Origin of the sequence: Chlamydia gallinacea 08-1274/3 (assembly GCF_000471025.2) — a bacterium.
GTDB classification, from domain to species: Bacteria; Chlamydiota; Chlamydiia; order Chlamydiales; family Chlamydiaceae; genus Chlamydia; species Chlamydia gallinacea.
On record NZ_CP015840.1, the window covers coordinates 550,364 to 571,476 of the forward strand.

Below are 21,113 nucleotides of genomic sequence, written 5' to 3' on the forward strand. Positions count from 1 at the left end.
TAAGTGTATTTTACAAGAGATCCAGTTATTGAAACTGTAATTACATCTAGAGAAGGATATAAGTTATCCGTTCGCAATACAAAGCATCTTTCACAAGATCCTTTTGTTGTTGAAGCAGTTGAAGTTATTTCTTTAGGAAATACGTGTTTTTTCCGTAATTGTGATCATAGTAAGCCATTTATTGTTCCTGCAGCTGATTATGAAGTTATGGAAATTCGTGATACTAAGATCAATCTTAAAGCAGTAGGATTGGATCGAGGTATTAAAATTGCTGGAGGACGTGAAGCTTTAATTAAATTACCTAAAGCAGCTCCAGTAGTCACCATTGATGAGAGTTCTTCGGAGGTAGTTGAAGAAGCTGTTGAATTGCCTTCCACTCCATTACATAATAATCCTCGTAAGGAAAAAAAAGAACGTAAGGGAGATAAGTGGAAAGAGAAGAAAAAGCAGTGTCGTCGTAAGTCCAGTAAGGAAACAGGAACTTCAGATGTTGTTGAAGATACTTATGATGAGCTTTCTTCTGAAGAACCTCAAGAAAATACCATAAGTGAGCCAAAAGCTAGAGGGCAAAAGAAATTTTCTTTATTGCCCCCTCCTCCGAAATTAATTTCTGAAATTATTTCGCCAATTGCTACTGACTCAGATGTTATAGCAGCTGATTTAGACGAGTCTTTACAAGTATTAGCTACAAATCCTGAAGTAATTGATTCTTTATTGTCAGATGAGGAATCTCTTACCCTATCCGAAGAAGATTTGAATAAAGTATTAGGGGATGTGGAAGAGGCAGTTTGTGAGCAGCCATTTCCTTCTTCTATGGAAGATGAGTAAGTAATTCATTGATAATGAAAATCATTGATTTTGAAATGAACTTCTGATAGCATTCCGGTTCATATTTCGTGACTTCTTCATCGGTATCAGCAATTTAGGTATCTATGGAAGTTTAAGAATTATTTTGTTGCTCAGATGGTGGAATGGTAGACACTAGGGACTTAAAATCCCTTGGGCGTAGGCCCGTGCAAGTTCGAGTCTTGTTCTGAGCAAATATTCTTATTCACACCATTTTTCTTTTTTTCATCTGTTTTAAGTATCTGTACACTAATATATATATTAGTTTTGGGGAGTTTTTGCTTTCCAGGCTCTTCTTTATGAAATTGAGACAAGAACTCCTATGTATGATATAGCAAGAATTAGTTGAATGAATTTAGAGGTATCCCTTGCAGCGTTTTTTATCAGTAATTAAGCTGCATCTCACCTCATGGCTTAGCAACTTCTTTCTTGTTCATCATTATTATAATATTTGTCCGCGATTCACACTTCTTTTGCTTTGTCGATGGAAAGATGCTGATATTAAGGAATGGCAGTCTACATGTAATCTTTTATTGGAAGTTTGTACTAAAATGGGGGCCGATCTATCTTCGCGTGCTAAGTTAATAGAAGTAGAATCTATGCCTCAAGAAGAGCAGAAGATTTCTGAATGGCAACAGAAATGTTTGGTTTTAGAACAAGATTTTTTGTCTCGAGAAGAAACACGGATTTTAGAAATAGAAAAACTCCAAAGTGAAAATATTTGGTTACAGAAGCGTCTTGCTGAAAAGCTACAACAAATGCGCCATCAAAATGATGTGATTGAAGAATTGAAACGCGATTTAATAGAAAGTGTGCAACAAACAGAAATTAGTGAAGGACGACGTTTGTGTTATGAGCATAAAATTAAAATGCTTGAAGAACAAATAGATAAACTGATGATGTCTCAATCTGGAACAAATATATTTAAAGCTAAATCTGAGGATTTCTTGAAGTCAAAAAAAATGGAAACTACACATTCCACAGTAAATTTTTGGCAAAATCAGACACAGAAAGAAATACTTTGTTCAAAAAATCTCGATAAATTTCCTGTAGATCTGCCATGCTATGAGCAATCAGAGGAAAAAGCATAGAAAGCTATACAAGTACAAAAATAAGTATTTTTGGTGTATTTGAGTGGTTGTCCACTTCTGGAATGAACTCTATTTTTCCTTAAAAAGGAAGTTTCTTAAGAGTTGCATAGGCTGATTTATGGCACAACTAATTATGGGAATTGATCCAGGAACACTTGTTTCTGGATATGCAGTTATTGAGAAAGAACATCAACATCGAATTCGTGCTCATAGTTATGGGGTTATCCGTTTATCTCCAAAGAAAACGTTAGCACAGCGGTACACAGAGCTTTTTAATACAATATCTGAAGTAGTAGATACTGTGCAGCCAAATGTTGTTATCCTTGAGACGCAATACGTATGTAAGAATCCACAAAGCACTATAAAACTTGGTATGGCACGAGGTGTGTTGTTACTCGCTGCTGCTCTAAGAAAAATTCCTATATTTGAATATGCTCCAAGTGTTGCTAAGAGAGCTGTTATTGGTAAAGGTAAAGCTAGTAAATATCAGGTTCAACTTATGGTTAGCAAAATCTTGCATATACCAAATATTTTGCGGCCTGATTATGAAGACATAGCCGATGCTTTTGCTTTGGCTATTTGTCATGCACATACTTCTTCTTAGGAGTAGAATTATGTACGATTATCTTCGTGGAATTCTTACGTATATAAGCCAAGGACATCTATCTATTGAATGTCAAGGTTTAGGATTTGGTATTTTTGTAGCTGATCGTTGGACTATGGAGTTATCAAGTCAGCTACATTGTGAGCTTATAGTGTATACCTTTACAGTAGTCCGAGAAACAGAGCATGTACTCTATGGGTTTCGTTCTCGAGGAGAGCGTGAGTGTTTTCGCATGTTGATTTCTTTTTCTGGGATTGGGCCGAAAACAGGTTTGGCTATTTTAAATACTTTTTCTTTGAGTCAATTATGCACTATTGCACGTACAGAAGATATTAGAGCTATAGCTTCTGTCCCCGGTATTGGAAAGAAAACAGCCGAAAAGTTAATGGTAGATTTAAAACAAAAACTTCCTGATTTACTTCCTCTAGATACTCATATATCTTCTTGGCGACCAGCAAAGCCTTCTCATATAGATGAGGGAATTCAGGCATTAGCCGCATTGGGATATTCTAAATCTATAGCGGAGAAGATGATAGCAGATGCTATGCATGAGCTCCCAGAAAATGCCTCATTAGCAGAAATACTACCTATTGCATTAAAAAGAACCTCAAAGGCTTAAACAAGGACTAGACTTTCCTGCGAATCGTGATATAATTTCTCTGTATTTCATTGTTTAAAGGAGTAACAGCATACATATGGAACGTACATTATCAATTATTAAGCCTGACTCAGTAGGTAAAGGTCATATTGGAGAAATTATTACGACTTTTGAACAATTGGGATTCCGTATAGCTGCAATGCGAATGTTACATTTATCTGTCAAAGAAGCTGAGGGCTTTTATGCTGTTCATAAATCCCGTCCATTTTTCCAAGAACTTGTAGATTTCATGATTTCTGGTCCTGTTGTGGTTATGGTTCTTGAAGGAGAGAATGCTGTAGCACGTAATCGTGAAATTATGGGATCTACAAATCCCCAAGAAGCTGCTCAAGGAACTATTCGTGCGCGATTTGGAGAATCCATAGGAATTAATGCAGTACACGGTTCGGATAGCTTAGAAAATGCAGCCGTAGAAATTCATTACTTTTTTAGTGAAATTGATATTGTAAATTCTTCTCAAACAATTTAGAAGGTATTAGAGTAATGTCGTCGACTTTCTGTGAGGTTTGTCTAGATATTGCTGGGCTTCTTGATTAGAAAAATCTTTCCAAGAAAATAACCTACTAGCCGAAGCTTTGAGTTGGTTAATAAAGTCTTCTTTACTAGGGAACCATGGGCGAATCGTTGTTAGGAAATCCTGGTGCTTTCGTTGTTTTCTATAGGATGGTTGCTTTTGGGGCGTGGGTAAGTAGCGGGATAACTTATTAATATCCATATCCCAAAGGAACGTAGAGTGGTGCACCCAGCGGAATCGTTGAATATATTGAGCATTCCCCGCAATTTTTTTATCCCCCAGGGTATAGTCATTTTCATTGATAGCAAATGTTTCTGGGAAGATGGGAGCATAGATTTGGTAAGTCCAAAGCATGAGGTCTTGAGAGCTTATCATGGGCTTTGAAGAATTCATGATCCATGTGACTAATATGCTGTCTTTATCAATGAAAACCGTGCCTCCTCCACTATAGCGTCTAATTATAGGGATATTATCTGCTTGTAACACAGATAAATAGAGATCTTCGCTAGGAGAGCGCGATATTCCCAAAACAACAGCTTCAGCAACATTCATATTAATCAGACATATGTTCTCCGTACAGTTGCGTAGAAGGGCTTCTTCTAATTGTAGCTGAGTGAAAATTGGAGTCCCCGATAGATGAAGGAAGTTACAATTTTTGATGGTAAACATGTTTTTTTATAGCGATCATGAGTACTTGAATGTCAGCATTAGCAATCCCAGATATTCTTGATGCAGAACCTATAGTTCTTGGGGTGAATTTTGATAATTTTTCTCTTGCTTCTAAGCTTAGGGCAGAAATACTTTGGTAATCAATATCTTCAGGGATCACCATATTTTCTGATTTGGATAAATTTTGAATCAAAGCTTTCTGGCGTTCGACATATCCCGAATACTTAATATCCATTTCTAAAGAAGCATTGAGTATACTACCAAAATCACGCACATCATCTGGGAAAGTTTCTTTTAAGGTAGCGTAAGATACCTCGGGGCGACATAACACCTTAGTTAGGGGAACTATAGAATTTCCATATTTTCTAAATGTTTTACTTAAACGAATCTTTTCTTCTTCTACAATGCGTTTTTGATTTTCAAATACCTCATAACGTTCTTTGCTTAGTAACCCTAACTCTCTTCCATAGTGGGATAGACGGAGGCAAGCATTATCTTGCCTAAGAAGTAAGCGGTGTTCCGCTCGACTTGTAAACATGCGGTAAGGCTCATCTAATACCTGTGTAGTCAGATCATCAATCATCACGCCAATATAAGATTCTTGCCGGGTAGGGATGAACGGTGGATTCGCAAGTACTTTATTTACTGCATTAATTCCGGCTATTAAACCTTGAGCTGCAGCTTCTTCATAACCCGTGGTTCCGTTAATTTGTCCACACAGAAATAGGCCTTCTATAATCTTAGTTTCTAGGGTGGGGTAAATGACATTGCCATGTACATAATCATATTCTATAGCATAGGCGGGACGAGTAATGATAGCGTTTTCTAGTCCTTGTACAGAGCGAATCATGTGGTATTGAACATCAAAGGGCATTGATGTAGATAGTCCGTTTACATAGACCTCTCGTGTATTTATGCCCTCAGGTTCTAAAAAGATGAGGTGGCGATCTTTTTCAGAGAATTTAATGACTTTGTCTTCGATAGAAGGGCAGTAGCGAGGACCAATACCCTCAATACGTCCCCCATATAGGGCAGATAAGTGAATATTTTTAGAGATAATTTCCTTTGTCTGTTCAGTGGTGTGCGTAATATAGCATGAAACTTGAGGAAGGGGTGGGGTAAAGGGAGTTGCTCTATGAACAAATCCCACACCGATATCTCCTGCCTGTTCTTCAGTCATGGAAAAATCAATAGAAGATGCTAATAAACGAGGCGGAGTTCCTGTTTTTAGTCTGCTTAATGGGAAACCACGCTGTTTTAATGATAAAGATAACCCTGTAGATCCAGGATCCCCAAGGCGGCCTCCAGAGAAATTTTTATCACCAATATGAATTAAACCACGCATAAACGTTCCCGAAGACAAAATCACTGTCTTTCCTAAGTACGCAATGCCTTCTTTAGTTGTGACTCCTTGAATACGACAATCCTGATCTAATAAAGATTCCACCGTACCTTGCATAATATGCAGCCCAGGGAGCTCTTCTAATAAGCGCTTCATATGAATATGATACATTTGCTTATCAACCTGAGCTCTTGGGGCTCGAACAGCCGGTCCTTTAGTCTGATTTAACATACGAAATTGTATTCCAGACAAATCAGCCACCTCTGCCATAATACCACCAAGGGCATCGATCTCTCGCACAATATGCCCTTTCCCAATACCACCGATGGCAGGATTACAGCTCAGCTTAGCTATCGTATCCAAATTGGAAGTTAGCAGTAATGTTGATACACCCATTTTTGCAGAACAAAATGCAGCTTCACAACCTGCATGCCCAGCACCAACTACAATAACGTCATAGCGAATAGGGTGAGTCCACATAAACTAGCTATTATTTATTTTTATGACGATCTCTTCGGCGTCTTTTTTTACGCTTATGTTTAGCGATTTTAAGTCTTCGTTTTTTCTTAACAGATGACATAGTCTTTATTTATGGTTAGCGTATGATATATGCATGGTTTGACCTTTTCTTGTTAAAGAAAAGATTTTGGAAAAAAATCAGAAACATCAAATCTTTTTCCACAATGCCTTAAACTAGGCAAACCCTATGCCTACATTAAGTAAGCTCCTCAATAAATCAGGTGCAGAGTACCTAAAATATAAGAGATTACCTTTTAAGGAAACAATCGGGACCATGTTACTATAAAGACATTTTGTGGTCCACTGACGATTTTAACTAGGGAAGGAAGAAAGGATCTTGGGTAGAAAAGGATGTTAGTATTTTTGATTTAGAATTATCCAGGAAATTCAAAGGCAGAGTAGTTTCTAAAACGAGCTAACTCTTTTTCAAAAACCAAGGGAATAGAACCGATGGATCCATGACGGTTCTTTGCCACAATGAGTTCTGCTGTCCCAGGTTTATCATTGGGATCGTAGTATTCTCGACGTAAGAGAAACATGATTAGGTCAGAGTCTTGCTCAATACTTCCACTTTCTCTTAAATCGCTCATTAAGGGGCGATGGTTAGCTCTATCCTCTACTTTTCTAGATAGCTGAGATAGACAGAGGATGGGGATATCCAATTCTCTGGCTAAAGTTTTTAACATTCGAGAAATTTCTGAAATTTCTATTTGACGACTTTCTGTAGAATGTAAAGTTCCTGAGCCGGAAAGTAGCTGTAGATAATCAATAATTAAAAATTGAATATCATAGCTTTCTTTCATTCTTCTAGCTCGCGCTCTAAGATCAGTAACTTTTAACCCGGGTTGATCATCAATTAATAACGTATGCTGTTGCATTTCATTAACAACAGAGACGATGCGTTGAAAATCCTGTCCGGATAGATCTCCCACATTGATTCTTCTAGATTCTACTTCGGAGCGAGAACAAATAATTCTATGAATGAGTTGGTCTACAGTCATTTCTAAAGAAAAAATGCCTATTGGAATCCGATTGTGGAAACACATATTTTCCGCAATATTTAAGGCTAGAGCGGTCTTACCCATAGCAGGACGTGCAGCAAGAATCATAAGATTAGAAGGAGAAAATCCGTTAACCAATTTATCCAAGTCAATGAAGTGTGTAGCTAACCCAGAAATAGGGAGAGCATCTCCGGAATGCGCGTGCTGTTGAAAAAACTCTTGTTTTTCTTGTAATTGAATCAGGAAGGGCTTGTCTTGTGCAGAAGTTAAACCTTGGAGTTTGTCAGAAACAAGGACATAGGGTGTGAGGGATGTGGTTTGGCTAATTTTAAATAGAGCAGCTTGCGCTTCATCTAAAGCAACGGCAACATCTTTCGGTTCTTCTATTGCCTGTTTTTCTATTTCTTTTGCTGTTTGAATCATCTTTCTTAAAATGGATTTAGAAAGAATGATTTGAATATACTCTTCGATATAGGCCGTAGTTCCAGCAAAGTCGGCTAAAGAAATTAAGTACCCTGGGCCACCAATGACATTGAGGTTATTCCTACGCTTCAGCTCTTCACCAGCAAGAAGGACGTCCATAGGTCTATCTTGTTTAAAGGCATCCTGAAGAACACGGAAAATAATTTTGTTTTCTAGATAATAAAAATCTTCTTCATTTAGTTGATTAGCAGCAAGATTCAGGTAGTTCACACCAGTAAGCATAGCTCCAAGAACAATCATTTCTGCTTCCTTGGAGTTGGGAAGACCGGGCAATTTAAGTGGAGAGGTTTTATTTGCTTGTGCTGTCATAGTAATTTTGTTGTGCTACCGGTGTTTTTTTTGTATGAAATTTCAGGTTAGGGCATCGTGTATATATGCTCAAGTTATTAAAGAAAAAGGCTGAAAGTCTTCTATTTAAAAAGTTCACTTGCTTTCATTGAAGGCAGCTATTATTCTAGCTTATTTGATTGGGATGTCGCTAACCTGCGAAGTTCCATTTACGTTTAAGGAAAGATGACTGAGTGGTCGAAAGTACGTCCCTGCTAAGGACGCGTACCCCTAAAGGGTACCGTGGGTTCGAATCCCACTCTTTCCGAGCTTTAAGTAGTCAAAAGTTATATTCATTTCTAGGTTTTTGAGCATAGGACAACATTGCGTGCATGATTGTGTTTTACTCGGAAAAGGAAGGAACTCTGTTCTTGCTTGTAAAACGAGGCTTGCTCTATAATGAATTGTTTTAGAATAGCGTTAAGATTCCTTACGCAAAGATTACATTAGCCAATACCATGATGAGACGACTCTGTAATTTACTTTCTCTATCACGTATATGGCTAGCTTTGCTTTTTTTTCAGGAAAAGGGGCATTTGCGTTTATTGGTGATTTTAGGCGCAATGCTGAGTGATGTTTTAGACGGTTATCTTGCCCGCCGTTATAAAGCTACAAGTCGTTTTGGCTCAATGTTAGACCCCTTGACAGATAAGTTTTTTGTGTTCATCTGTGTTGCAATTCTTTATTGGGAAGGGTCTTTATCTCTTTCGCATTTGTTATTAATTTTTGCTAGGGACATTTTTCTAGTTTTATTTGCTATTTATCTCTCTGCTGTTTGTGGGTGGCGGGGGTATAACTATCGAGCGCTATTTTTTGGTAAGGTTTTCACAATTGCTCAGTTCATTATTTTACTGGGAGTTACTACTGGAGTGAAAATCCCTGTTTTGGGCTTAACTCCGTTAATTATTCTTGGGTGCTTGTACTTTATTGAGCGCGTTATTGATTATAACAAGCAATGTCTTGATTGATTGTATTCAAATTTTATTTTAATTTTTTTGAGTAATTAAAGATATCAAAGGAACAGCTTGTATTTTAGGTCGCGTTTCTTTAGAATGGTTCTTTACATACACTGTGATCTTTTTAAAAACATGTTTTTCTGTTTTTTCTATAAGTGTTTCGGGGATTGGTTGAACAGTTCCTTGTTTCTTAAGTGCGATGTGTTTATTCATAAATTTTTATGCTCTATGGTTCGGGGAAGGATATGCAGTCATTAGAAGTAAAACCTTTTTCAAGACTGCGGGCTTACCTCTGCCCCATATATCGATCAGAATTTCCCAAATTTATTCCTCTTTTCTTTCTCGCTTTTTTTGTGGGATTTAACTACTGCCTACTTAAAAGTATGAAGGATACGTTAGTTGTTGTGGGTTCTGATGCTGGTGCAGAAGTTATACCGTTTTTAAAGGTCTGGGGAATAGTCCCTGGAGCCGTAATTATTACCATGATCTACGGGTGGCTAAGTAATCGGTGTCCTAGGGACACCGTTTTTTATTGCTTTATTGGTAGTTTTTTAGGTTTCTTTTGTTTATTTGCTTTGGTGATCTATCCATTGGGAGATAGCTTACATCTTCATGCCCTGGCGAATAAATTACAGCAATGGCTACCTCAAGGATTACGCGGCTTTATTGTAATGATTCGTTACTGGAGCTACAGCTTATATTATGTTATGTCTGAGTTATGGAGCTCTGTTGTTCTTTCTACCCTATTTTGGGGATTGGCTAATCAAGTAACTAGTGTTAAAGAAGCGGGCAGATTTTATGCTTTAATTAATACGGGTTTAAATCTTTCCTCTGTGTTCGCAGGAGAAATTTCTTATTGGATGGGCAAACACTCCCTCTTTGTATTTTCATTTGTTAAGGATAGATGGCATGAAGTTATGCTAAACTTGACAATTCTAATTATGCTCGCTGGATTGAGTATGATTTGGCTGTATCGTCGAGTTCATCTTCTTACAAAGGATCAATACAGTTTTTCTCCTGGAGGTGCTTCTTCAGTAGAAGAATGTGCTGCGAGCACTAAAACAAAGAAAAAAACAAAAACCAAAGCAAAAAGCCTTTTCCTTTATCTTATACGTTCTCGCTATCTTTTAGGGGTGGCAATCATTGTTCTCTCCTATAATTTGGTCATTCATTTATTTGAGGTCGTTTGGAAAGATCAAGTCAGTCAAATTTATAATTCCCATGTAGAGTTTAATGGTTACATGAGTAGAATTACAACTTTGATTGGTATTGTTTCTGTATTAGCCGCACTCTTCCTTTCAGGACAAAGTATTCGTAAATGGGGATGGGGTTTTGGAGCTTTAACTACTCCAATTGTTATGTTAGTGAGTGGAATTCTATTTTTTGGAGCCATTTTTGCTGTAAAAAGAGACATTATGATTTTTGGAGGGCTATTTAATATGGCCCCCATGGCAATAGTTGCTTGGATTGGCGGTATACAAAACGTCCTTTCTCGTTCGGCTAAGTTTACCTTTTTTGATCAAACAAAAGAAATGGCCTTTATCCCCTTACCGAATGATGAAAAGATTTTTGGTAAGGCAGCCATAGATGGCGTAGTCTCCCGCATTGGTAAATCAGGAGGGTCATTAATTTATCAGGGATTATTGGTGATTTTTACTTCTGTAGCAGCAAGCGTTAATGTGATTGCCGTAGTTCTCTTTGCTATTATGGTTTTATGGATTGTTTCCGTGATTTTAATAGGAAAGGAATACAGTATACGAGCATCTAGTTGTCTTGCTGAGAACGTCACTTCATCATTCACTGAAGTAGTTGACGAATCTTTAGAAGAGGAGGGAGCTTCTTCTGATAAAGAAGAGGTCGTTTTGCTGTAGTTTTTAGAGTTTGCTCAGCTTTTCATTGATTTATTAGGTCCTCTCGTCCTCTTACAATTATTCTTCCGTAGTATTCATTTTATAATTTTTGTGGTTTTATGAAGATATTTCGTTTTTTCTTTTCTAAACGGTTCTTATTTATATTCGGATCATCTCTAGGAGTAGCTCTGGCTTGTTTTCTTACTTTCATGTTGGGTGTTACTATTTATGAAGAGTATAGTGGACGGTCTTTTCTGCGAAGACCAGGGATATGGCAGGTGAGCAAGAATGATCCTCTGATTACAATAGTAGAAATGGAAGACTTGGTTTCTTCTAGTGAATCTATAGTAGAGAGCATACAAAATGCTATTAACACACAGGGCGCGGAGGCTAAGAAGAATCAAGTAAAGGGAATTATTATTGTATTATAGATCTCTTAAAGGTGCTTCTCAGCTCTTTTTCATCTGTATTATTGATTTTTGAGCTTTCTCTCGATTATTTTATTTGTTTTATCTATTTTATAAGTTTTTTGATTTTGTGGTGTTTATGAAAACATTTTGGCGTTTTTTGTCTAGGGGATTCCTATCCATACTTGGATTATCTGTGGGAGTAGCTCTTTCTTTCTTTGTCATTGTTATGCTGGTTGCTTCTGCTTGCGGTGGGATGAATGACGAGCAATTTGTGAGCATGCCAGATGCTACGGGGGAGATTAAGGATTTAGGTAAAGAAGCTCCTGTTATTGCGGTTATAGAAATGAAAGATATCATTTCTTCAAGTAAAGGGACTGCAAAAGGTATACAGGATGCTCTTAACACATTAAGAAATTCAAATACCTATAAGAATCGCGTGAAGGGGATTATCATTGACATGGACTGCCCTGGAGGTGAAGTATTTGAAATATCTCGAATTTACGCGGCTTTTCAGTTTTGGAAAGAACAGACAAAGTGTCCCATTTATGTTTTCGTGAATGGTTTATGTGCTTCGGGAGGATATTTTGTTTCTTGTGCTGCTGATAAAATTTATTCTTCCTCATGTTCTCTCATTGGTTCTGTAGGTGTTTTATCCGGACCCTATTTTAATGTAAAAGAAGGATTGCATCGTTATGGTGTTGAAAGTGATTTGCTTACGGCAGGAAAAGACAAAGCACCTATGAATCCTTATACTCCGTGGACACATCAAGATCGTGAAGTGCGCCAAGAGATAATTGATTATCTTTATGATCAATTTGTGGATATTGTGGCTGCAAATCGTCCTCTAATAACTAAAGAGAAGTTAGTTAATGTTTTAGGTGCTCGTTTATATTCTCCAGCCCAAGCTTTAACGGTTGGCTTTATTGATGTTATGAATGTAACAAAACAACAAGTTCTACAGGATATGGCGGTAGCTTGCCAAATTGAAAATGATTATCGTGTTATTGGTTTAGGAGCCCATGGTTGGTGGAAAAAGATGATGTCATCAGTGACAAATAGTCCTTTAGTTACTGGGGAAATGCAACATCAAATTCTTTCTAATATAAATAACAACACAACAGAGATGTTTTATTATTTAGATAGGTAGTGTGCGTTGGTATAGGAGCGAGCGAATGAGGGAAACGGTCTTTATATTAGACGCAGCGGGATTTATTTTTAGAGCGTATTTTGCTCTTCCAGAAATGAAAAATTCTTCTGGCCAGAGTACGCAAGCAATTTTCGGTTTTATCCGTTCTATAAATAAATTGATTAAAGAGTTCTCTCCTAGCCATATGGTGGCTGTATTTGATGGTCCCAATAATAAAGACAGTCGTAGACAAATTTATGCAGATTATAAAAATAATCGTGAGCATCGTGTCTACGATCTTTATTCACAGATTCCTCTAATTAAAGAATATTGTACTTTATTAGGGCTGTCTCATGTAGAGGTTCCAGGAGTAGAAGCCGATGACGTCATTGCTAGTATTACGAACAACGCTGTGCAGCATGGGTATCGGGTTTGCATATGTACAGTAGATAAAGATTTATTCCAACTTGTAGGCTCCAATGTTGTTATTATAAATCCTTGGAAAGATTCTAAGGAAATTACAGAGGAAGATGTAAAGAAAATTTATGGAGTTCCTCCAAAAAATATCCCCGATTATTTAGCTCTAGTTGGAGATACTTCAGATAATATTCCTGGCGTGGTTGGTTGTGGACCGAAAACAGCAAAAACACTTTTAAACAAATATGCATCTGTTGAAGAGATTTTACAGAATCTTGATCAGTTGACAGCATCGGCTCAAAAGATGTTTTCTGAGCAAAAAGAGACCCTACTGTTAAGTAAGAATCTAGCTCTTTTAGATAATGCAGTAGAAATTTCTTCATCCATTGAAGACTTTGTATTCCCTCTCCATGAGGCGAGTCAGGAGGAAATTAATACTTTTTATATGCAGCATGGATTTAAAACTTTGGTGCAAAATTGTGAAGAAAAAGACGCACGTGTTGATGTTACAATTATTTGTGATCGCCAAGGTTTACTCGATTTACTTCCTTCTCTATATGGAAAAAGTATTGCTTTTTCTGTGGGCTATTTAGGTCATTTTCTTCCATCACTTACTCTGCTGGGGGTAGCTTTAGCGTGTGATGGAGAAGTATATTATATTGATATAGACCAGTCTTCAGATGATTTGATAACACCATTAAGAAGTTTATTCTGTAGAGAAGATACAGAGTTTTACGGCTATAACATTAAGAGAGATAATCACGCATTGAAAAATGCTGGTATTGAAGTTCATGCCATAACCTTAGATTTAGCTTTAGCAGAGCATTTAATTCATGGTGGTGCTAAAAATTCTTTTCAGTCTCTACTTGTGAATCATGGCTTAACAAGTATAGCAGGTAGATTTGGTAAAGAGTGGGGGCAATTGAGTCTGCCTATTACTAAGTCACCGACACACCCTGCACAGTATTTTGGAGAATTTGTTGTGTGCCTGCCTGTGATTAAAGAGACTCTATTGGCTGAGTTACAGCGTAAGGGATTATTAGATCTTTTTCTGCATATGGAAATGCCCTTAGAGAAAGTTCTATTTATTATGGAACGGAATGGTGTACCTGTAGATTTAGAAGTACTGCAAAATCTTGAGAAAATATTATCAGAAGAGCTGCTAGTCCTCACTGATGAGATTTATATTGCAGCAGGAGGATGTTTTAATATCAAATCACCCAAGCAATTATCTGATATATTGTATAATAAACTTGGTTTAAAACCTCTCGATAAGGCGTTATCAACAAAAGCAGAAGTTCTAGAAGAGTTGTCTGGAGAGCATGAAATTATTGATAAGATTCTTGCTTTTCGTGCAGTAGAAAAATTACTTTCTACTTATGTTAAAGCTCTCCCCAAACAGGTTGATCCACATACACGGAGGATTCATCCTACATTTAATCAAATGGGAACGGTAACTGGGAGATTAGCTTGTCAGGATCCGAATTTACAGAATATTCCTATACGATCAGAGAGAGGGAAGTTATTAAGATATGCATTTTGTTCGGATAAGGAGAATACGTATTTTTTATCAGCAGATTATTCTCAAATCGAACTAAGATTTTTAGCGCATTTAAGTCAGGATGAATCGTTAAAGTTAGCTTTCGAATCACGAGAGGATATTCATACATTTACAGCTTCACAAGTATTTCATGTTCCTTTAGAAGAAGTTACGGAGCAGCAGCGTATGCAAGCGAAAACTGTAAATTTTGGTATTATTTACGGTCAGCAAGCTTATGGGTTGTCTAAGACATTAAAAATTTCTCTTGCTGAAGCACAACAGTTAATAGATGCGTATTTTGAGCGTTATCCTAAAGTGGCACAGTTTATTCATGAAACTGTGAATTCCGCATCAGAAAACTTGAAGGTGACGACTTTATTAGGCAGAGAAAGAGTTATAAACAACTGGACAGAATTTTCTGCTTCTCGTGCGTATTCAGGCCGTCTTGCAGTAAATACACGCATCCAAGGAAGCGCAGCGGAATTAATTAAATTAGCTATGTTGCAACTTTCAGATGCTTTAAAGAAACGACGATTAAAGAGTCGGATGCTATTACAGGTACATGACGAATTGATTTTTGAAGTTCCTAAGGAGGAAAAAGAGGAAATGCTAACTTTAGTGCGCGATATCATGGAATCTGCAATGATTTTATCTGTCCCACTAGTTGTGAATATCTTGATTGGAAAAAATTGGGCAGAATGTTAAAATTATTAAAGATTTCTATTACAGGGGATCTTTCTTCAGGGAAGACAGAAGCATGTCAAATCTTTCAGGAGTTAGGTGCCTATGTAATTAGTGCCGATAAAGTTTCGCGTAGTTTTCTTATTCCTAATTCGCATATAGGCCATCGTGTTACAGCTCTTCTGGGGCCAGAGGTGATTGTTGCTAATGCTTTTGATAGAAAAGCTATAGCAGAAAAGGTTTTTAGTGATGTCTCTCTTTTAAAAGCTTTGGAAGCTATTCTACATCCGGAAGTTTGCCGAGTTATTGAGGAACAATATAATCGTGTATCTCAGGAGGGAAAGTATCCTCTGTTCATTGCCGAGGTACCTTTATTGTATGAAATACATTATGCGGAATGGTTTGATCGCGTGATTCTCATCATAGCAGATAGGGATATTCGTAGAGAAAGGTTTGCTAAGAAAACTAATTATTCTGATTCTCATTTTTATCAGAGGTGTTCGCGTTTTTCTTCAGAAGAAGAAAAACTTCGGCATGCCGACATTGTTATAGAAAATAACGGTACTAAAGAAGAATTACGTCGTAAAGTTGAAGAATATTTTTACGCTTTAAAGGGAGCATTATGAAAGAAGAGCGTGCTTCAGAGGTCTTGCCAAAAGTGAAGGAGAATAAAAAACATGCTGGTCCTTCGCTACAGGAGAAATCTTTTGTAGGAGAATGTGCAGTAGTCACGAGTTCAGCTGATGAGGCACAACCTGTTACAATTACCAAAATTGCCAAATTACAGAGGATGGGAATAGAAGAGCTGAATGTATTAGCTCGACAATATGGGGTAAAAAATATTGGGTCGTTGACTAAGTCCCAGGTTGTATTTGAGATTGTAAAGTCAAAATCAGAACGTTCTGATGAACTCTTAATTGGTGAAGGAGTTTTAGAGGTTCTTCCTGATGGGTTTGGATTTTTACGATCCCCTACGTATAACTATCTTCCTTCTGCCGAAGATATTTATGTTTCTCCTGCGCAAATTCGTCGGTTTGACTTGAAAAAGGGGGACACAATTGTTGGTACAATACGTTCACCCAAAGAAAAAGAGAAATACTTTGCTTTATTAAAGGTGGATAAGATTAATGGATCAGCTCCCGATAAAGCTAAGGAAAGGGTGTTATTTGAAAATCTTACTCCTTTATACCCGAATGAACGTATTGTTATGGAAATGGGTAAGGAGAATCTTGCAGAAAGAGTTTTAGATCTTACTGCCCCCATTGGGAAGGGACAAAGGGGACTCATTGTTGCTCCTCCACGTTCTGGGAAAACAGTAATTTTGCAAAGCATAGCCCACGCAATTGCTGTTAATAATCCCGATATTGTTTTAATTGTTTTACTTATTGATGAGCGTCCAGAAGAAGTCACAGATATGATCCGCCAAGTGCGTGGTGAAGTTGTTGCTTCAACTTTTGATGAACAACCCGAAAGACATATTCAAGTTGCTGAAATGGTCATTGAAAAAGCACGGCGTTTAGTCGAACATGGTAAAGATGTTGTTATTTTACTGGATTCCATTACTCGTCTAGCACGAGCTTATAACACTGTTCAACCTCACTCAGGGAAAATTTTAACCGGCGGGGTGGATGCTAGTGCGTTACATAAGCCGAAACGTTTCTTTGGAGCCGCACGTAATATTGAAGGAGGGGGGTCGTTAACGATTTTAGCAACAGCATTAATTGATACCGGATCGCGTATGGATGAAGTGATTTTTGAAGAATTCAAGGGCACAGGAAATATGGAGCTGGTACTGGATCGTCGACTTTCGGATAGAAGGACCTATCCTGCTATTGATCTTATTAAGAGTGGTACAAGAAAAGAAGAACTACTTTACCATCCTTCAGAATTAGAAAAAGTCTACCTATTCCGTCAGGCAATAGCTGATCTTACTGCTATTGATGCTATGCATCTATTATTAGGTAGGCTGAAAAAAACAAATAGTAATGCGGAATTTTTACTTTCTTTAAAAGAATAAGTTAATAAGTTTCTTTCTCTACTATTTATTGTAAGTATTTGTAATTGTTAGTGTCGTTTTTTGATGGAAAGTGTACCTGCGATTTATGTTGTTTAATGCAACACGTGACTTTCTTGATTTTCGGATTTTTATGTGCAATTACTACATTAAAAAGTACATCTGTTGAAAAAGTTCTTTTTTGCTAAGAATTTACGGTAGTCAGTGTTTTAGTGTCACAGCTATCCTATAAGAATTTCAGGAAACATGATTAAAGTATCTTCTTTATCAAGGAAGTAGTATTCATAAAGTACTTGCTCTAATTGCTGCTTAGCAAAGTAGAAATAGGGAATGAAATCGCAAATCATTAAAGAGGAAATAGGGGGACTATAAATCCCTAGATATTCTTTGTTCTTAAATGTCGCTAGAGTTAAAGGAGCTGTAAGAATCTTTGACAGCTCTTTAGTAGAGGGAATACCAAAAAATAAACGGATCAGCATAGTTTATACTTATAAAGAGAATGGATATTTTGTCAAAAACACCCAGAGATAAAACAAATGATGAGTCTTGAAGAAGAACAACTTCGCGATAGTGTTATTGAGAATCTGTATTATATAGGAGCTATTCAGTTTGGAAATTTTTCCTTATCGCAAGGAGAGACAACACCTATATACGTGGATATGGGGTTAGTCATTTCTTTCCCTGAAGTACTACAAGCAATAGCATCTTTAATTTGGCGTTTGCGTCCGGCATTTAATAGTAGTCTATTATGTGGTGTGCCCTACACTGCCCTAGCTTTAGCTACCTGTATATCTCTGAAGTATAATATTTCTATGGTCTTAAGAAGGAAGGAGTTAAAAAATCCTAACCGAGAAGACAGGATTGAAGTTGAGGGCGTATACTCTCCAGGACAAACTTGTCTAGTAATTAATGATGTTATTGCTTCTGGGAAATCCATCTTAGAAACGGCGAAAGCTTTGGCTGACAAAGGTTTATATGTTCGTGAGTCTTTAGTATTTTTGGATAGGCAAATAGGAGGAAAAGAAGCTTTAGAAGAGGCTGGGATCCAATTAAGATCGGTATTTACTTTGGAATCGCTTGCAAGAGCTTTGTTAGAAAAATGCCGATTAAAAGAATCTGATTCTACGATTATTTCTGAATATTTAGATAATTTGTGATTTAGTTTTGTTTTAAAAGCAGAATTTTATTTTTTATTTTGTTTATGTAGCCTTTTTATTTCTTTCTAATTTAAAATTGGAAGTATAGAAGGCAGGCAAATGATAGAAAATGATTTTCATGGGTATCCTTCACATTGGGAAAATACTCACTTTCATCAAGATAAAGTTGGGGTAATTGTTTTGTGCGGTGGAGAAGGAAAAAGATTATCTCCGCTAACGTGTTGGCGTTGTAAGCCTACTGTTTCATTTGGAGGCCGGTATAAGTTAATAGACGTTCCTATTTCTCATGCAATCACTGCTGGATTTTCTAAAATTTTTGTTGTCGGACAGTATCTTACCTATACATTGCAACAGCACTTACTTAAGACATACCATGGAGTGTTACAGAATCAAATCCATCTTCTTGCTCCTGAAAGCCGTGATGGTAGCCAAATATGGTATAAGGGCACAGCTGATGCTATTCGTCAGAATTTAGTATATCTAGATGATTCAAGTATAGAGTATTTCTTAGTGTTGTCTGGGGATCAACTCTACAATATGGATTTTCGCCAGATTGTAGATTATGCTCGCCTATATAAAGTAGATATGGTGATTGCATCACAACTAATTCAAGAACAAGACGCCCATCGTATGGGAGTACTGCAAATAGATGAAGAAGCTAATCTTTTGGATTTCTATGAAAAGCCTCAAGAAGAGGGCATTCTTAATCGCTTCCGCTTATCCCGAAAGGATTGTTGTGTTCATAAATTGAATCCTGAGCACGGGAATTTTTTAGGGAATATGGGTATCTATCTGTTTCGTAAGGAAAGTTTATTCCAATTGCTTTTAGAAGAAGCAGGTGATGATTTTGGCAGAGATCTTATCCAAAAGCAAAAGCAAAGAGGATCTGTGAAGATTTTCCTTTATGATGGTTATTGGACGGATATCGGAACAATCAAATCATATTATGAGGCAAATATAGCTTTAACACAAAGACCTCATCCCCAAGTCCGTGGTTTAAATTGTTACGATGATAAAGGAATGATTTATAGTAAAAATCACCATCTTCCTGGGACCATAGTTACGGATTCTACGATTTCTAGTTCTTTGCTTTGTGAGGGAGCGGTTATTGATTCTAGTAGTGTATCTTATAGTGTTGTAGGGATTCGTGGTATCATTGGAAAGAACTCGATTATTGATCATTCTATTGTTATGGGGAATGATCATTATGGGAGCGCTTCTCCTCAGGGATTAGGAATTGGGCATGGTTGTGAAATTTATAAGACCATTATTGATGAAAACTGTAGAATTGGTAATGGAGTGAAACTCACAAATCATCAAGCCTATAAGAATTATGATTCTCCTGATGGCAAGTTAGTTGTCAGAGATGGTATTATTATTATTCCTAGGGGAATGAAAATTCCCGATAACTACGTATTTTAAGTTAATAATGTTGTTCTTGTTTGTATTTCCGTGTTTTTCTTCCTAAGTTAGCAGGATATTCTATGCGAATCTATGGAATAGCAGATCTTCATTTAGCTATTGGCGTGCCTGAAAAAACTATGGAAGTTTTTGGAGAACCTTGGATTGCTTATCATGAGAAGATAAAGAATCGATGGAGAGAGGTGGTGTCTCCTCAGGATATTGTTTTGCTTCCTGGAGATATTTCTTGGGCGATGCGTTTAGAACAGGTAAAGAAAGATTTTGCTTTTATAGATTCTTTGCCTGGAACAAAATATATGATTCGTGGAAATCATGATTACTGGAGCTCTGCTTCAGCAGCAAAAATCAATCAAGTTCTTCCTAGTAGTCTGCACTATCTCTCTCAGGGAATGTGTGTTATTCACCCTAAGCTGGCTGTTGTTGGTGTACGGTTATGGGATAGTTCTTCCATATATATAGCACCACAGTGTTTTCAAGATACCGGGAACCCACACTATCATGAGGTCGGGGAATCGGATGAGAAGATTTTCTTAAGAGAACAAGGTAGATTACGTAGAGCTTTAGATAGTGTTCCTAAGAATATAGAACAGATTATTGTTATGACACACTATCCCCCTATTAGTAGTGATGGGAGTTTGGGTTCTGTAGCACACATGTTAGAAGCTGATAAGCGGATTTCTCATTGTATATTTGGGCATATGCATAAGGTTCGAGTTCCTTTAGAAGGATTTGGCTACATTCGTGGTATACAGTATAGTTTGGTGGCTGCTGATTATCTGGACTTTGTCCCTCAGAGGATTTTGTGAAAATTCTATCAGGAAAATATAAAGGAAAATCTTTAAAAACTATTTCTACGTCTTCAATACGACCAACATGTGGATTGGTCAAAGAAGCCGTTTTCAATATTTGTGCTCCTTACATTGAAAAGGCCAAATTTTTGGATCTTTTTGCAGGGGTAGGAGCCGTGGGCTTAGAAGCTTTAAGTCGAGGAGCATCTTCAGTAACTTTTGTGGATGCTTCCCCTTATGCTATACGATTAATCCGTGAAAATTGTCAATGTGTTGATCCTGAATTGCCCGTAACAATTATGAAGCAAGAAGTGAGTACAGCGATTCAAAAGTTAACAAAGAACGGGGAGGTTTTTGATCTTATCTACATTGACCCTCCCTATGATCTTTCGAATCAATATATAGCATCGATTCTTCGTGCTATTTTTGAAGGCCACTTGCTGGCCGAAGATGGATGGTTATTTTTAGAGAATGCCTCTACGCAGCCGATTCTTATTTATGGTCTTACTTTGAAGCGCAGGAGGAAGCTAGGGGGAACATTTTTATCAGAATATTTTTTAAATAATCCAACAGAATCTTCGCCCGAAGAGTTTTCTATATAATATTTTGATTCTAGGCAAGATAACGAATGAAGTAAAAAATGACTTTAAATCAAGGATATTCGATTTTTTCTTAAAAAATATTTTTTAGCTGAGTTT

General features: G+C 37.2%; 21 protein-coding genes, 2 tRNA genes and 1 pseudogene. 18 read left to right on the forward strand and 6 right to left on the reverse strand.

All coding sequences use genetic code 11. The features are described from left to right. Positions 1–3 precede the first annotated feature (3 nt). The 6 genes and pseudogenes from grgA to ndk all read left to right on the forward strand — a co-directional run bounded on the left by grgA (position 4) and on the right by ndk (position 3,668). On the forward strand, positions 4–828 hold the full coding sequence (grgA, locus tag M787_RS02505) for a GrgA family transcription factor (RefSeq protein WP_021828888.1): 825 nt from the start codon (positions 4–6) through the stop codon (positions 826–828). Between the two features lie 129 nt (positions 829–957). Continuing rightward, positions 958–1,040 (forward strand) — tRNA-Leu (locus M787_RS02510). Positions 1,041–1,214: 174 nt separating this feature from the next. Then, positions 1,215–1,754: pseudogene (locus M787_RS02515) on the forward strand (hypothetical protein); the annotation flags it as partial. A 301-nt stretch (positions 1,755–2,055) separates the two neighbouring features. Then, positions 2,056–2,541, forward strand: a complete 486-nt coding sequence (ruvC, locus tag M787_RS02520) for a crossover junction endodeoxyribonuclease RuvC (protein ID WP_021828890.1) — start codon at positions 2,056–2,058, stop codon at positions 2,539–2,541. Positions 2,542–2,551: 10 nt separating this feature from the next. Beyond that, the gene (gene ruvA / locus M787_RS02525; RefSeq protein WP_021828891.1) at positions 2,552–3,160 is read left to right on the forward strand and encodes a Holliday junction branch migration protein RuvA; all 609 of its coding nucleotides are present in this window, start codon (positions 2,552–2,554) and stop codon (positions 3,158–3,160) included. Between the two features lie 76 nt (positions 3,161–3,236). Continuing rightward, positions 3,237–3,668 (forward strand): nucleoside-diphosphate kinase, encoded by a 432-nt coding sequence (gene ndk, locus M787_RS02530; protein WP_021828892.1) that lies wholly within the window; start codon positions 3,237–3,239, stop codon positions 3,666–3,668. A 6-nt stretch (positions 3,669–3,674) separates the two neighbouring features. Here the strand turns inward: ndk and M787_RS02535 are convergent, their stop codons facing one another. The 4 genes from M787_RS02535 to dnaB all read right to left on the reverse strand — a co-directional run bounded on the left by M787_RS02535 (position 3,675) and on the right by dnaB (position 8,036). After that, a complete protein-coding gene (locus tag M787_RS02535; protein WP_021828893.1) occupies positions 3,675–4,382 on the reverse strand; it encodes a lipoate--protein ligase family protein in 708 nt (235 codons plus the stop codon). Then, entirely contained in the window at positions 4,360–6,204 is a 1,845-nt protein-coding gene (mnmG, locus tag M787_RS02540; protein ID WP_021828894.1) for a tRNA uridine-5-carboxymethylaminomethyl(34) synthesis enzyme MnmG, read from the reverse strand. Before mnmG ends, M787_RS02535 begins: the two co-directional genes overlap by 23 nt. A gap of 10 nt (positions 6,205–6,214) precedes the next feature. Beyond that, positions 6,215–6,304 carry an AURKAIP1/COX24 domain-containing protein gene (locus tag M787_RS04955; RefSeq protein ID WP_072054076.1) on the reverse strand — a complete coding sequence of 30 codons (90 nt, stop codon included), beginning with the start codon at positions 6,302–6,304 and terminating at the stop codon, positions 6,215–6,217. A gap of 313 nt (positions 6,305–6,617) precedes the next feature. Next, positions 6,618–8,036 carry a replicative DNA helicase gene (gene dnaB / locus M787_RS02545; RefSeq protein WP_021828895.1) on the reverse strand — a complete coding sequence of 473 codons (1,419 nt, stop codon included), beginning with the start codon at positions 8,034–8,036 and terminating at the stop codon, positions 6,618–6,620. Between the two features lie 198 nt (positions 8,037–8,234). On the opposite strand from dnaB, the gene M787_RS02550 reads away from it, so the two are divergent. Next, positions 8,235–8,322, forward strand: a tRNA-Ser gene (locus M787_RS02550). 193 nt (positions 8,323–8,515) lie between these two features. Beyond that, on the forward strand, positions 8,516–9,022 hold the full coding sequence (locus M787_RS02555) for a CDP-alcohol phosphatidyltransferase family protein (RefSeq protein ID WP_021828896.1): 507 nt from the start codon (positions 8,516–8,518) through the stop codon (positions 9,020–9,022). A gap of 18 nt (positions 9,023–9,040) precedes the next feature. Here the strand turns inward: M787_RS02555 and M787_RS04900 are convergent, their stop codons facing one another. Further along, complete coding sequence (locus tag M787_RS04900; protein WP_021828897.1) at positions 9,041–9,223, reverse strand: hypothetical protein; 183 nt, start codon at positions 9,221–9,223, stop codon at positions 9,041–9,043. Positions 9,224–9,255: 32 nt separating this feature from the next. On the opposite strand from M787_RS04900, the gene npt2 reads away from it, so the two are divergent. The 6 genes from npt2 (at position 9,256) to rho (ending at position 17,051) form a co-directional block, all read left to right on the forward strand. Then, the gene (gene npt2, locus M787_RS02565) at positions 9,256–10,881 is read left to right on the forward strand and encodes an NTP/H+ exchange transporter Npt2 (RefSeq protein WP_021828898.1); all 1,626 of its coding nucleotides are present in this window, start codon (positions 9,256–9,258) and stop codon (positions 10,879–10,881) included. A 98-nt stretch (positions 10,882–10,979) separates the two neighbouring features. Next, positions 10,980–11,291, forward strand: a complete 312-nt coding sequence (locus tag M787_RS02570; RefSeq protein WP_021828899.1) for a hypothetical protein — start codon at positions 10,980–10,982, stop codon at positions 11,289–11,291. A gap of 115 nt (positions 11,292–11,406) precedes the next feature. Then, positions 11,407–12,417, forward strand: a complete 1,011-nt coding sequence (locus tag M787_RS02575) for a S49 family peptidase (protein ID WP_021828900.1) — start codon at positions 11,407–11,409, stop codon at positions 12,415–12,417. A 25-nt stretch (positions 12,418–12,442) separates the two neighbouring features. Then, positions 12,443–15,058 carry a DNA polymerase I gene (polA, locus tag M787_RS02580; RefSeq protein ID WP_021828901.1) on the forward strand — a complete coding sequence of 872 codons (2,616 nt, stop codon included), beginning with the start codon at positions 12,443–12,445 and terminating at the stop codon, positions 15,056–15,058. Next, a complete protein-coding gene (coaE, locus tag M787_RS02585; RefSeq protein WP_021828902.1) occupies positions 15,052–15,660 on the forward strand; it encodes a dephospho-CoA kinase in 609 nt (202 codons plus the stop codon). Before polA ends, coaE begins: the two co-directional genes overlap by 7 nt. Next, a complete protein-coding gene (gene rho / locus M787_RS02590) occupies positions 15,657–17,051 on the forward strand; it encodes a transcription termination factor Rho (protein WP_021828903.1) in 1,395 nt (464 codons plus the stop codon). The genes coaE and rho overlap by 4 nt, the downstream gene beginning before the upstream one ends. A 218-nt stretch (positions 17,052–17,269) precedes the next feature. On the opposite strand, the gene M787_RS02595 is transcribed toward rho, so the two are convergent. Then, positions 17,270–17,527 (reverse strand): hypothetical protein, encoded by a 258-nt coding sequence (locus M787_RS02595; RefSeq protein ID WP_021828904.1) that lies wholly within the window; start codon positions 17,525–17,527, stop codon positions 17,270–17,272. A 57-nt stretch (positions 17,528–17,584) separates the two neighbouring features. Between M787_RS02595 and M787_RS02600 the strand changes: the two genes are divergently transcribed. The 4 genes from M787_RS02600 to rsmD all read left to right on the forward strand — a co-directional run bounded on the left by M787_RS02600 (position 17,585) and on the right by rsmD (position 21,017). Next, a complete protein-coding gene (locus M787_RS02600) occupies positions 17,585–18,205 on the forward strand; it encodes an orotate phosphoribosyltransferase (protein ID WP_021828905.1) in 621 nt (206 codons plus the stop codon). A gap of 99 nt (positions 18,206–18,304) precedes the next feature. Continuing rightward, complete coding sequence (locus tag M787_RS02605; RefSeq protein WP_021828906.1) at positions 18,305–19,627, forward strand: sugar phosphate nucleotidyltransferase; 1,323 nt, start codon at positions 18,305–18,307, stop codon at positions 19,625–19,627. A gap of 62 nt (positions 19,628–19,689) precedes the next feature. Continuing rightward, positions 19,690–20,433, forward strand: coding sequence for a metallophosphoesterase (locus M787_RS02610; RefSeq protein ID WP_021828907.1), 744 nt, complete (start codon positions 19,690–19,692; stop codon positions 20,431–20,433). After that, positions 20,430–21,017 (forward strand): 16S rRNA (guanine(966)-N(2))-methyltransferase RsmD, encoded by a 588-nt coding sequence (gene rsmD / locus M787_RS02615; RefSeq protein WP_021828908.1) that lies wholly within the window; start codon positions 20,430–20,432, stop codon positions 21,015–21,017. The genes M787_RS02610 and rsmD overlap by 4 nt, the downstream gene beginning before the upstream one ends. The last annotated feature ends 96 nt before the right edge of the window (positions 21,018–21,113 follow it).